The sequence below is a fragment of the Blastococcus sp. CT_GayMR20 genome (assembly GCF_004570345.1).
In genome coordinates, this window is sequence record NZ_SPQM01000144.1 from 1 (window position 1) to 11,676 (window position 11,676).

General features: G+C 72.5%; 11 protein-coding genes and 2 pseudogenes. 4 read left to right on the plus strand and 9 right to left on the minus strand.

Going from position 1 to position 11,676, the window contains the following annotated elements:
• Positions 1-133: 133 nt before the first annotated feature.
• Positions 134-1,768, plus strand: a complete 1,635-nt coding sequence (locus tag E4P40_RS22670) for an NlpC/P60 family protein (protein ID WP_135160657.1) — start codon at positions 134-136, stop codon at positions 1,766-1,768.
• A gap of 6 nt (positions 1,769-1,774) precedes the next feature.
• Here the strand turns inward: E4P40_RS22670 and E4P40_RS22675 are convergent, their stop codons facing one another.
• Together E4P40_RS22675 and E4P40_RS22680 are read right to left on the minus strand one after the other, a co-directional pair.
• Positions 1,775-2,536, minus strand: coding sequence for a hypothetical protein (locus tag E4P40_RS22675; protein WP_135160658.1), 762 nt, complete (start codon positions 2,534-2,536; stop codon positions 1,775-1,777).
• Positions 2,536-2,883, minus strand: coding sequence for a hypothetical protein (locus tag E4P40_RS22680; RefSeq protein ID WP_135160659.1), 348 nt, complete (start codon positions 2,881-2,883; stop codon positions 2,536-2,538). Before E4P40_RS22680 ends, E4P40_RS22675 begins: the two co-directional genes overlap by 1 nt.
• A gap of 216 nt (positions 2,884-3,099) precedes the next feature.
• On the opposite strand from E4P40_RS22680, the gene E4P40_RS22685 reads away from it, so the two are divergent.
• Entirely contained in the window at positions 3,100-4,395 is a 1,296-nt protein-coding gene (locus tag E4P40_RS22685; protein WP_135160660.1) for a serine/threonine protein kinase, read from the plus strand.
• 60 nt (positions 4,396-4,455) lie between these two features.
• Here E4P40_RS22685 and E4P40_RS22690 read toward each other — a convergent pair whose 3' ends face one another.
• From E4P40_RS22690 to E4P40_RS22720, 7 genes and pseudogenes are all read right to left on the minus strand, one after another.
• Positions 4,456-5,535: a flagellar biosynthesis protein FliA gene (locus E4P40_RS22690; RefSeq protein WP_135160661.1), complete on the minus strand. Its 1,080-nt coding sequence runs from the start codon at positions 5,533-5,535 to the stop codon at positions 4,456-4,458.
• A gap of 95 nt (positions 5,536-5,630) precedes the next feature.
• Positions 5,631-6,125: a hypothetical protein gene (locus tag E4P40_RS22695; RefSeq protein ID WP_135160662.1), complete on the minus strand. Its 495-nt coding sequence runs from the start codon at positions 6,123-6,125 to the stop codon at positions 5,631-5,633.
• A 303-nt stretch (positions 6,126-6,428) separates the two neighbouring features.
• Positions 6,429-6,602, minus strand: a pseudogene (gene csrA / locus E4P40_RS29550) (carbon storage regulator CsrA); the annotation flags it as partial.
• Between the two features lie 123 nt (positions 6,603-6,725).
• Positions 6,726-7,190, minus strand: coding sequence for a flagellar assembly protein FliW (locus E4P40_RS22705; RefSeq protein ID WP_245160522.1), 465 nt, complete (start codon positions 7,188-7,190; stop codon positions 6,726-6,728).
• Complete coding sequence (flgL, locus tag E4P40_RS22710) at positions 7,190-8,071, minus strand: flagellar hook-associated protein FlgL (RefSeq protein ID WP_135160664.1); 882 nt, start codon at positions 8,069-8,071, stop codon at positions 7,190-7,192. Before flgL ends, E4P40_RS22705 begins: the two co-directional genes overlap by 1 nt.
• A 5-nt stretch (positions 8,072-8,076) precedes the next feature.
• Positions 8,077-9,486 carry a flagellar hook-associated protein FlgK gene (gene flgK / locus E4P40_RS22715; RefSeq protein WP_135160665.1) on the minus strand — a complete coding sequence of 470 codons (1,410 nt, stop codon included), beginning with the start codon at positions 9,484-9,486 and terminating at the stop codon, positions 8,077-8,079.
• Positions 9,487-9,559: 73 nt separating this feature from the next.
• Positions 9,560-10,045 carry a flagellar protein FlgN gene (locus tag E4P40_RS22720; RefSeq protein WP_135160666.1) on the minus strand — a complete coding sequence of 162 codons (486 nt, stop codon included), beginning with the start codon at positions 10,043-10,045 and terminating at the stop codon, positions 9,560-9,562.
• Between the two features lie 342 nt (positions 10,046-10,387).
• Between E4P40_RS22720 and E4P40_RS22725 the strand changes: the two genes are divergently transcribed.
• Entirely contained in the window at positions 10,388-11,248 is an 861-nt protein-coding gene (locus E4P40_RS22725) for a sigma-70 family RNA polymerase sigma factor (RefSeq protein WP_245160523.1), read from the plus strand.
• Positions 11,249-11,408: 160 nt separating this feature from the next.
• A pseudogene (locus E4P40_RS22730) lies at positions 11,409-11,676 on the plus strand (flagellin); the annotation flags it as partial.

An 11,676-nucleotide genomic window follows, 5' to 3' on the forward strand; every position in this document is an offset into this window, starting at 1 on the left:
GCCCCCGGCCGCCCCCGGCCGCCGCCCCGCTCCCCGCACGAAGGCACGTGCGAACGCCGGGCGCACGAAGGCCGGGGGGGCGACCGCCCCGCGAACGGGGTCGTCGTGGTCCACCCGCCTCGGCGTGGTGGCCATGAGCACGCTGCTGCTACCGGCCGCGGCGTCCCTCGTGCTGTCCGGTGGGAACGACGCCGACCAGGGCGGCGGCGTCGACGTCACGAGTCTCGCGCTGGCAGCGCAGGGCACGCTGCTCGAGCGGGCGGGCGAGTACCGCCGGCTGGAGAAGGAGGTCGCCGCGCGGACGGCCCAGCTCCAGGAGGCGCGCACCGCCGAGCAGGCCGCCCGCACCCAGGTCGCGACGGAGCGGGCGGTCGTCGGATCGACCGCCGCCGACCTCTACACCTCGGCCCCGGTCGAGCGCTATCCGCTGCTGGGCCTCGACGTCCGCGACGCCTCGGCCACCTCCGACGTGCTGTTCTCCCAGGCGCTCGCCGATCAGGCCGACCGCGCGCTCGAGAGCGCCGTGGTGCGTGCCGAGCGGAGCGCCGACGTCCTCGAGGCCGCCACCGGCAGGGTCGCCGCAGCCTCCTCCGCCGTCGCGGACGTGACCGCGCGCGCGGCCGACGTCCTGGCCACCGTGCGCGCCGAGGTCGACGGGCTGAGCACCGAGGTGGCCGCCCGGCTGGCGGCGCTCGGCTCGATCCCCGCGAGCGGGGTCCAGCAGGAGCGCAACCAGCAGGCGATGGCGCGCTGGCAGGAGTACCTCGCCCAGCTGGCCGCCGCCGGCATCGAGCCGCCCCCCGCGGCCGAGCTCACCGACCTCACGGACCTGCCGTCCGGCCTGTCGCCCGCACTGGACGCCGGCGGACAGCCGGTGCCGGGCGTCGCCTGGGCAGTGATCGGCAACAAGCCGGTCACCGTCCTGCCCGCCGAGACCGTCGCGGCCGTGAGCGCCGCGCTCTCCCAGCTCGGCAAGCCGTTCGCGCCCGCCACCTCGGGTCCGGACACCTACGACTGCGGCGGCTTCACCGCCGCCTCCTGGCTGCTGGCCGGGTACGCCGTGCCCCCGACGCCCCAGGACCAGTGGGCCACCGGCGCCGCCGTGCCGCTCGCGAACCTGCACATCGGTGACCTGGTGTTCGCCCCCGGCGGCCGGGACGTCGGCATCTACCTCGGCAACGGCGACGTCGTCAGCTCCACCGCGAGCAGCTACCAGGTGGCGGTGCGCTCCGTCGAGGCCGGCTCCACGGCGACGAGGGTGACGGTGCCCGCGCCCGCCACCCCCAACGCGGCGCTGCCGCTGGACGCCCGCATCGGGAACTGCGGCGCCATCCCGCCGGCCCCGGGCACGGTGGACCCGTCCTGGGGCGGGTTCAGCAACGGCCGCATCCCGGGTGACGCGCTGTGCGCGCTGGGCGTGCACCGCCACGCCCTCCGGTGCGACGCCGCGGCGTCCTACTCGCTGATGGACGACGCCTTCCAGGCGGCGTTCGGCAGCCGGCTCTGCATCACCGACTCCTACCGGTCCTACGCCTCGCAGGTGTCCGCGTTCGCGCGCAAGCCCGCGCTCGCCGCGGTGCCGGGCACCTCGAACCACGGCTGGGCACTGGCGGTCGACCTGTGCGGCGGCATCAACGTGGCCGGCAGCCCGCAGTGGGACTGGATGTGGGCGAACGCCCCGCGCTTCGGTTTCGTGCAGCCCGACTGGGCGGCGCCGGGCGGCGAGAAGCCCGAGCCGTGGCACTGGGAGTACGGCTACATCTCCTGAGCGGGTTCAGAGCCAGGGGAGATCGACGACGCCACGCCACGGCAGCGTGACGCTGGCCTCGGGGGTCTCCCCCGCGAGGCGGGCCGCGATCGCCGGTCCCGCGCAGGCGACCGGCCGGTGCGGCGTGACGACCACGTGCATGTCGTCGAACAGCAGCCCCGCCGACGCGGCCGCGGCCAGCATCTGCTCGGGGGCGACCAGCGCGGCCGTGGCCAGGACGGCGACGTCCCGGTGCGACCAGAGGGCCACGGGTCCCTCGACCCGGAGGTCCAGGCGTACGTCGTGCGAGCGCCCCGTGGCCGCCGACCGGGTGCGGTGCACCGCGTCGTCGCCGGCTTCCCGTGAGGGCGTCCAGGGCAGAGCCAGGTCGCCGCGGCGGACGACGACCCGCCAGCCCACCGCCGTCCTGTTCCGGTCGCTCCAGTCGAGCACCGCCGTGCCGGCGGCCGCAGCGGCGACGTCGGTCACGGGGCGGTGCGCGACCCACGAGGACAGCGCGGCGGCGATGCCGTCCGGCGTCGGCGCGACCCCCGCCCGGGTCATGTCGTCGGCCAGCTCGCTGAGGTGCACGCGCAGCCGGCGCTCGTCCTCCTCCAGGACGACGAGGGAACCCGCGCCCGACCGCTGGACGACGTCCAGCCGGAGTCGGGTGGTCGCCAGCGACGGCAGCACGGCGTCGGCGACCTCGCGGAGGTCGGCGACGTCGATGCGGGGTGCCCGCAACCGCTGGAGGAGGCCGGCGGAACCGCCGCCGAACCGGTCGTCCATCAGGTGAGCGCTCCCCCGCCGAGCACGGCGCGGACGGAGTCGGGAAGGGACGTCAGGGCGAGGACGCCGGCGAGCTCGGCGGCGCTGAGGCGGACCGGGAGCACGTCGTCGTCCCAGCCGGTCGCCCGGCGGACCCGAGCGGCCGAGGCCGGCCAGACAGCGTCACGGGCGGCTGCCACGTGCAGTTCGGTGAGCACGTCCTCGAGGTGGATCGCGGCGACCGGGTGGACCAGGCGGCTCGTGAGGGCGGCGCGGACCGTGGTCGCGAGCTGCGTGCGGTGGGTCCCGTCGAGCCAGTGCGGCACCAGGACCTCCGACCCCGGCACGCCGGCCGGCAGGGCGGTCACGGGCGCCCGCCCGCGTCGAGGAGGAGGACCCCCACGCCCGCGGGCCCGGTGCCGTGGTCGTCGTTCCCCCGTGGTGTCACGAGGTGGATATCGGCAGAGCGGCACCCCGATCGACCCGTCCACGGACGTTTTCCCGTCCGCTCCCGGAGTCCGCCCGCGTAACCCCTGCGCTACTGGGGCGTTGCCCATCCGTAGCCGCTCCCAGGAGGCCTGCTCATGCGCCGCACCGCCACCGTCGCACTCGCCGTCACGCTGGCCACCTCGGTGGTCACCGCCGGCGCCTCGTCCGCCCAGGGGAAGCCGGGGGACTCGGCCGCGCCGCGGGACGTGATGTTCGTGGGCAACAACTGGGACGGCACCGCGACCGTCGTCGACCCGCGGACGTACGAGCCGCTGCGGACGATCGACACCATCCCCGACCGGGCCCAGCGGATGGCCGAGATCGTCGCCGCCCCCGACAAGCTTGCCTTCTACCTGGCCGTCCGGGCCGCGATCGGCGAGGGCAACGCGCAGTACACCGACGACATGTTCACCACGCGCGACGGGCGGCTGCTGGCGGTCAGCCGGCCCAGCTTCGCCGACGTCGTGGGCATCGACCTGGCGACCGGCGCCGTCGCGTGGCGCTTTCCCATGGACGGTTACCGGTCCGACCACATGGGCGTCTCCCCGGACGGCGAGCGGCTGCTGGTCAGCGACTCGACGGCGAACAAGGTGCATGAGCTCGACATCCGCACCGGCGCGAAGACCGGGGAGTTCGCCAGCGGGGACAGCCCGCACGAGAACAACTACACCGCCGACGGCGAGCGGGTGTTCCACGCCAGCATCGGCCGGGTGTACACGCCCACCGACCGGCCCGTCGTCCGCCAGCCCTACGACACCCTCAAGGGCGCGCGCTGGTTCCAGACCGTGCGCACCGACGACCTGTCCATCGAGCACCGCTGGGACATGGGCCGCGAGCTGGAAGAGGCCGGCTACCCGGGCATGGCGTCGGCCGTCCGCCCGATGACGCTGGCGCCCGACGAGCGCTTCGTCTACCTGCAGGTCTCGTTCTTCCACGGCTGGATCGAGTTCGACACCCAGGCCGCGGACCTGAGTGCCACGACGACGTACGAGGGCGAGCCGGCCGTCGGTGCCGTCCGGCGCGTGGTGGAACTGCCGAAGCGGACCAGCGAGCCGCGCGAGCGGTACGTGCTCGACTCGGCGCACCACGGCATGACGATGAACGCCTCGGGGACGATGCTCTGCGCCGCCGGGACCATGGACGGCTACGCCGCGATCGTCGACCGCGAGAGCGAGGCCTACTCGCTCGTCGAGGTGGGCGACAAGCCGTACTGGTCGACCAACGGACCCGAGGGCGAGACGTGCTGGGTGTCGGTCAGCGGCGAGGACGCGGTCGTCGTCATCGACTACGCGACCGCGCAGACGCTGGCGACGATCCCGGTCGGCGACCACCCGCAGCGCGTGCGCGAGGGCGTCGTCGCGAAGGACGTCCTCGCGACCTGGCGCCGATGAACGACCGGAACCGCCATTTCGGCACTTCCGAAGAGGTGCCGGAATGGCGGTTTCGGTCGTTCAGTCGACGAGTTCGGCGAGGCGGACCTTCAGCGCCTGCTCGACCCGGTCGGCGTAGACGTTCATGTTCCGCACCGAGGTGTTCAGGTCCGACGACAGCTGCGTCTTCGTCTGCCCGCCCCAGGTGGTGAGGTACCAGGTCGCCCAGCCCAGCACGTTGGGCTGGCCGGCCCGCTGGTCGCGCCGCGCCATGGGGTCCGGCGCGCAGGCCGCGGTCAGGGCGTGCGAGAGCAGGGTCTGCTCCGCCTCGCCCATGATCTCGTCCGGCGCCTCCGAGGAGTCCGGCAGCAGGATCTCCGTCGCGTCCGGACCGCCGTCCAGGGACTGCAGGTTGCGCAGGCCGTTGAGCGTCGCCACGGTCTGGGAGTTCCGGCGCAGCGTCGCGACGCTCTGCCCCATGTAGGCGGCCAGCTCCTTCTCGCTGGGACGGCGCTGGTGCTCGGCGATGAACGCGGCGATCGCCTTCTGCTGCTTGTGCTCGGTGTCGGCCGCCGTCCGCCCGTGGGCGTTGCGGCCGAGATCGTGCACCCACTTGGACAGCTGGGTGGCGAGGAAGGCGCCGAAGGGGACGCCCTTGGTCTCGTCGTACTGGCTGACGGCCTTGAGCACCCACTCGTACACCTGCTGACCGAGGTCGTCCGGGTCGGGCAGGTGCAGGCGGATCGTGCTCATGTTGCGCTGCAGGCGCTTGAGGCTGACCGGCCCGTAGTGCCGGCACAGGTCGTTCAGGAAGTCCGCCGGCAGGTCGCGCGGCGCGCGGCGGCGGACGTCGGTCTCGGCGCGCAGCCCGACCGTGGTGGACCCGTGCCGGGCGGCCCAGGCGCGGATCCAGTCGGCCAGCACCGAGGCCGAGCCGCAGGCACCGTCGACGCGGTAGAGCCCGTCGCCCTGGTCGTAGCTGACGGTCACCCCGTCGGGGAGGTCGTCGCGGAACTCCTCGAGCGGCAGCTCACGGTCGACGCGGAAGTGGACGCGGTCGCGGGGGGTGATGGGCGCCAGCGCCCATCCTTCGGCCTCCGGGATGCCGCCGAAGACGAGCGGCTGACGGACGCGGTTGCGGTAGTCGGTGGTGGTGGACACGGAGGTTGAAACGCAATCGGACACCGGTACTCCTGGGCACTACGGGGAAGGAGGGTCTCGGGGAAGGAGACCCGGAAGTTGCTCGGGAGAGGCCGTCAGGCCGGGATGCGTTCGCCCTGACCCGGCATGCGCGGGGCCGGCACCGGCGAGCCGCCCGACAGGGGCAGACCCTCCAGCACGTCGGCGGCCGAGACGCCGTGGGCCGCCTGCTCCAGCAGGACGGCGGCGGCGGCGCGCTCCGCGCCGCTGGGCTCGGCGGTGTAGACCGGCATGTGGTCGTACAGCGACGCGAAGATCGCGCTGACGAACGCGTAGGCGGCCTGCGCCTGAGGGGAGAACTTGGCGACGGCGGTGCGCGGCCCGAGGTCGACGCCGACGGTCACGCGGACCACCCGGTCGTCCTTGCTCAGCCCGGTGACGGCGAAGGAGACCTCCTCGTGCTCCGCGGCGAGGGTCGCGAGGGCGGCGAGGCACTTGCGGGTCGCGCCACGACGCGGCCGGAGCTGGACGTGGACGACCACGGTCTCCGGCTCGGTCTGCTCGATGGCCTGTCCGTCGAGCGCCACTGCGTTGATTGCACTGCGTTCCATGCTGATCGCCCCCTGTCACTTGCTTGGGGAGGAATCTGCCCTATCGCCTCGGCAACCGAGCCCACAACACTCGCCGTGTCATACGCAGTTCCGGTGCACTTCTTCGGCAGAAGTTGCCCGTGTCGACGGGGTGCGCGACTCAGGCGACGACACGCTGGCACAGTCTGCTGAAAACCCTGGCGCTCCGGCCATGCAGATATGTCAGGTGGACGTGTCCTCTGCCGTGTCCGCCGCGGCCTCGCCCGCGGTCGCGGACGGCGCGAACGCGGCCAGCGCGCCGAGACTGTCGGCCGTGACCTGGGCGGCCAGCAGGTTCGCCTCGGCGATCTGCCGGTAGACCTCCTCGCGGTGGATCGCGACCTCGCGGGGAGCCTTGAAACCGAGCCGGACGGTGCCGCCCCGGACCTCGACGACGTGCACCTCGATGTCGTCGCCGATGCGGATCGTCTCGCCGACGCTGCGGGTGAGTGTGAGCACGAGTACCCCTCCATGGGTGCGTGGTGGTGGCCGTCCTTGGCGTGCCCGACGAGCGGGCGGGTGGAGCATGTCGAGCCGGCTGCACGATGCCACAGCCGCTCTGCAGTGAGTTATCGGCAGTCGCTACCCACGCAGTGGCCGCCTGATCGGATGAGCGCCGTCCTGAAGCACGACCTGCCGTGCCCGGCACGTCGCCGGGTGCACGACCACCGGGGCCCGGAGGTTCGCCGTCGCCGCGGCGACGTCCCCGTCCGGCACGGTCAGGATGCAGTACAGCTCCGCATCCGCACCGTCCTGCAGGCCGAGCTCCTCGCGGACGCCACCGGGCAGCACCGGTGCGTAGTCCCGGAAGAAGAAGTCCGCCCGACCGGTGAGGAACCGGGGACCGTCGGGGGCCATCGACTGCAGCCAGAACAGCCGGCCGCCGTCCTCGGCGGGGACGAGGACGTAGTCCCGGTGACCGGGGAACCCGGGCAGCGGCTCGGCCAGCGTCAACGGCCGCACCGCGGCCGGCGTCCGCGCGGGGGCATGCGCGGGAGCCGGCCGCGTCGCGGGCGCCGGCGACGGCATGAGCAGGGACGTGGTCATCAGCGGAGGTAGTCCATGAGCGTCGGCGAGATCGCCTTGGCCGTGGCCTGCAGCGCGGCTTCGTACCCGACCTGCTGCATCTGCAGCTTCATGATGGTGTTCGGCAGGTCGACGTTCTCGGTCTCGGCCAGCAGGGACTCCAGGGTGAGCGCCCGGTCGGCGTTGATCTGGGCGAGACCGTCGATCCGCTTGGCCCGGGCACCGACGTCGGCGACCGCGGTGTACATGCCCTGCATGACCACGTCCAGGTCGGCGAGGTGGGTCTCGAGCGCCGCCGGGTCGGCGAGGAGGTCCGTGGCGATCCGGTCGACGACGGCGAACAGGTCGTTCCCCGGCGTGCCGAAGGCCTCGGGCCCGGTGAGGTCGACCCGCAGGACCTCGGTCTCGGACACCCGGCGGGTGACCGGCGGACCGGCCAGCCCGACGTAGGCGCCCGTGACGTCGTAGGCCTTCTGCCCCGGCGTCACCCCGCCGAACAGGGGGCGACCCTGGATGTTCGTGTTGGCCAGCGTGAGCAGGCCCTCGCGCAGCGACGCGACCTCCGTGGCCAGGGCCTTCTGACTCGCCTCGGACGACGAGCCGCTGTTCAGGCCCTGCACCGTGAGGTCGCGGACCTTGCGCGTGACGTCGAGCATGTTCTGCAGCGTGGAGTCGGTCTGGTCCAGCCAGTTCCCGCCGTCGGTGATGTTGCGCGCCTCCTGGGCGACGCTGGCCATCTCGGAGCGGGTCTGCATCGCCCGGTTGGCGCCGGTCGGCGAATCCGACGGCGCGTTGATGAGCCGGCCGGAGGTGAGCTGGTGCTGCAGCTTGGCGACGGCGTCGAGGTTGCGGTTGAGCCCTTGGAGGCTGGTGAGCGTGACCGCGCGCTGGGTGATCCGCACTCAGATCACCGCCCCACGAGACCGGTGCGGTTGATCAGCACGTCGAGCGTCTCGTCGATCGCGGTGACCATGCGGCCTGCCGCGGAGTAGGCGTGCTGGAAGGACAGCATGTTGGTCATCTCCTCGTCGAGGTTGACACCGGACACCGACTCGCGGGCGGCGTCCACCTGGGTGCTGATGACGCCCTGGATGCCGAGGTTGCGTTGCGACACCGCGGACTGGACACCCAGTTCGACGATCATCTTGCGGTACTGGGCGTCGGTCCCCGTCGTCGAGAGACGGAGCTGGGCGATCTTGTCGGCGTTGCCGTTGTCGAGCGCCGGGACCCCCGCGATCGGGGGGACCGACGACGCGGCGACCAGCGTCGGGTCGGTGATCATGACCTTGAGCGACTCCGCGGTGAGCGGCCCACCGGAGGACCCGAGGAGCGGGCCACCGGGGTTTCCCGCGAGGTCGTACCCGGTCGTGTGCGCCCCGTTGAGGCTCGCGGCGAGGTCCTGGGCGAACGTGTCCATCTGGGCCCGGTAGGACGGGATGATCGTGTTCAGCGAGTTCAGCTGACCACCGGCGGTGCCGCTGGGCGTCACCGTGAAGCCCCCGGTCGCCGTGACGATCCGGGGCTTGTCCGTGGCCGTGATCAGGTCGGGGTCGGTCGGTCCCATGACGGCGAACTCGCTGGCCTGCGTCCCGGAGACGAGCGACATGCCCCCCACGATCACGTCGACGGCGCCGTCCTGCCCGGGTCGCACGGTGGCGCCGACCTGGTCGGCGAGCTTCATGATGAGCAGGTCGCGCTGGTCGGCGAGGTCGTTGGCGGGCAGCCCGCTCTGGGTCGCGCCCTTGATCGCCTTGTTGAGCTGCGCGATCGTCACCGCGCTCGCGTTGACGTCCTTGACGAGCACGTCGAGGTTCTCCCGCGTCTGGCCCCACTGGGCGCCCAGCGCGGCCTGGCTGAAGTGCAGGCCGCCCACCAGCGTCTCGAGCTGCTTCAGGACCTGCCCGCGCGCCGCCGGCTCCTTCGGGTTGTTGGCGACGTCCTGCCAGCCCTTCCACATGTCGGCCAGCAGGCTCTGGATGCCGGTGTCACTCGGCTCGCGAAAAGCCTGCTCGACCAGCTCGTAGGCGTCGGTCTCGGCGGTCAGGCGGGCGCCGTTGGCGTGCTCGATGTGCCCGCGGCCCTCCAGGAAGGCGTCCCGGATCCGCGTGACGTCGTCGGCGCTGACACCGGCGCCGATGCCGGGACTGGTGGAGTAGAAGGCCGGGGTGACGCTGCCGCCGATGGCCTGCAGGTCGACCCGCTGGCGGGAGTACCCCTCGGTGTTGACGTTGGCGATGTTCTGGCCGGTGACGTCGAGGGCCCGGCGCTGCGCCCAGAGGGCGGTCGTCGCCGCGTTGAGGCTCGAGAACGTGCTCACGTGGACTCCTCGCCGGCGCTCGTCGGCTGCGTGCGCAGGGCTCCGGTGTTCATCGGTGAACCCGCGAGCTCGTTCACAGGGCACCGTCCAGGGTGACGGCGCGGTGCGAGCCGTCGGCCGCACGGCCGGTGGCCCCGTAGGTGCCGGCGGACGGAGTCTTCACCGTCAGCAGCGCGTCGCCGATCGCGGCGAGGCCGCCCTCGATCAGCTCCCGGTTGGCGTCGGAGAGGCTGCGCAGGTCGGTGACCAGGACCAGCAGCGACTCGTGGTGCTTCCCGAACAGGTCGTTCCACGGCGCGGGGGCCGCGTCGGCCACCTGCCGGAGCGACGGGTTGGCGCCCAGACCGAGCTTGACGGCGATGGCCTCCGTGGCCGCGGCGCGCTCCACCTCGAGGGTGCGCAGCTGGTCGAGGACGACCTCGATCTCGTGGGCGATGCGCGCCAGCCACCGGGTCTTGCCCGTGAGGATCAGGTACTGCTTCTCCTCGGCCTTGAACAGCAGCAGGTCCAGGAGCTCCTGCTCCCGCCACAGCAACGTCGACAGGTGCTGGTAGTCCACGTGTCCACCGCCCTTCCGTCGTCTGTCTCCGTATCCCGCCCGTCCGGTCGTGCCGGGGGGTCTCGTCGAGCTGCCATCGGCACCCCGCGGACGGCCCTCAAGCCGAAGCCCCAACTCCGCGCTCAAGTTCCGGAGGAAATGTGCCGAGGGCGGTGCGATGCACGCCTGGGTCCGCCGAGAAGAAGGAACGTGAGCCCAGCCCGTGCATTGGCGACCGAACGCCCATCGCGCCAGCGACCCATGGACGAGCGTCAGCGACCTACGGATCAACGACAGCGGCCCACCCATGACCGGTCGCACGCCGAACGGAACCGGTCCGGCCGCGCGCCCCACGCCAGTCGGGTGCGCACGCAGGACGAGGTCGACGCGCTCGTGACCGAACATCTGCCCCTGGCGTCGTTCGCGGTCAACGCAGTCGCCGCCCGCATCTCCCTGCCCGGCCACGTCAGCCGAGAGGACCTGCTCTCCTGTGCGCACGTGGCCCTCGTCGAGGTCGCCAAGCGGTTCGACCCCTCGGCCGGCGCCTCGTTCGCCACCTACGCCCTGGCCCGCCTGCAGGGCGCCGTCCTCGACGAGCTGCGCTCGGGTGACTGGGCGAGCCGCTCGGTGCGCGCCGCCGCCCGGCGCAGCGACGCCGCCGCGGACGCGCTCACCATCTCCCTGGGCCGGCCGCCGTCCCGCGAGGAACTGGCCGCGAGCCTCGGCGTCCCGCGCAGCGAGCTGGACAACCTCCAGGTCGACGTCCACCGCGCGGTGATGGTCAGCATCGACGCCGAGGCCGGCGGAGACGGCACGTCGCTCGACCTGCCCGACACCGGCGAGTCCCCGGAGCGGGCCGTCCTCCGCGGCGAGCGGGCCCGCTACCTGCACGACGCGATCCGTGCCCTGCCTGACCGGCTCGACGAGGTCGTCGAGCGCAATTTCTTCGGTGACGAATCACTGACGGACATCGCCAACGACCTCGGCGTCACCCTGTCGCGGGTCTCGCAGATGCGAGCTCGGGCACTGACCCTGCTGCACGCCGCGATGAGCGAGGTGTGGGAGGGCAAGGCCGTGCCGGCCGACGGCGGGGTTCGCGCGCGCAACCAGCAGAAGTCCTACGTCGAGCGCGTGGCGGGGCGATCACCGATCCCTGCTCGCCTGCCCCGCCAGCGTTCCGGGTGGCCGATGACCGGCCGAGGGACGGCGGCGCAACCCGCCTGAACCTGCCCGGACGGGTCGCCGACCGGGTGAAACGAGGCGAAAAAGTACCTGGTTCGCCTCAAGAAGAGACACCCCACGCCGTAATCAGCAGTGGAGACCACAACCCCGCAGCACGGATGCAGCGGGACATCCAGAAAGACCCCATCCAAGGAGGAACATCATGGGTCTGCGCGTCAACAACAACATCGCGGCGCTCAACGCGTACCGCAACCTGTCCGTCACCGACGGCCAGATGAGCAAGTCGCTGGAGAAGCTCTCGTCCGGTTTCCGGATCAACCGCGCTGCCGACGACGCGGCCGGCCTGGCCATCTCCGAGGGACTCCGGTCCCAGATCGGTGGCCTGAAGGTCGCCGTCCGCAACACCCAGGACGGCATCTCGGTCGTGCAGACCGCTGAAGGTGCGCTCACCGAGACGCACAGCATCCTCC

Coding starts and splice junctions, on each gene's coding strand:
- E4P40_RS22670 (WP_135160657.1), top strand. CDS start 134: ATGAGCACGCTGCTGCTACCGGCCGCGGCGTCCCTCGTGCTGTCCGGT.
- E4P40_RS22675 (WP_135160658.1), bottom strand. CDS start 2,536: ATGGACGACCGGTTCGGCGGCGGTTCCGCCGGCCTCCTCCAGCGGTTG.
- E4P40_RS22705 (WP_245160522.1), bottom strand. CDS start 7,190: ATGACCACGTCCCTGCTCATGCCGTCGCCGGCGCCCGCGACGCGGCCG.
- E4P40_RS22695 (WP_135160662.1), bottom strand. CDS start 6,125: ATGGAACGCAGTGCAATCAACGCAGTGGCGCTCGACGGACAGGCCATC.
- E4P40_RS22685 (WP_135160660.1), top strand. CDS start 3,100: ATGCGCCGCACCGCCACCGTCGCACTCGCCGTCACGCTGGCCACCTCG.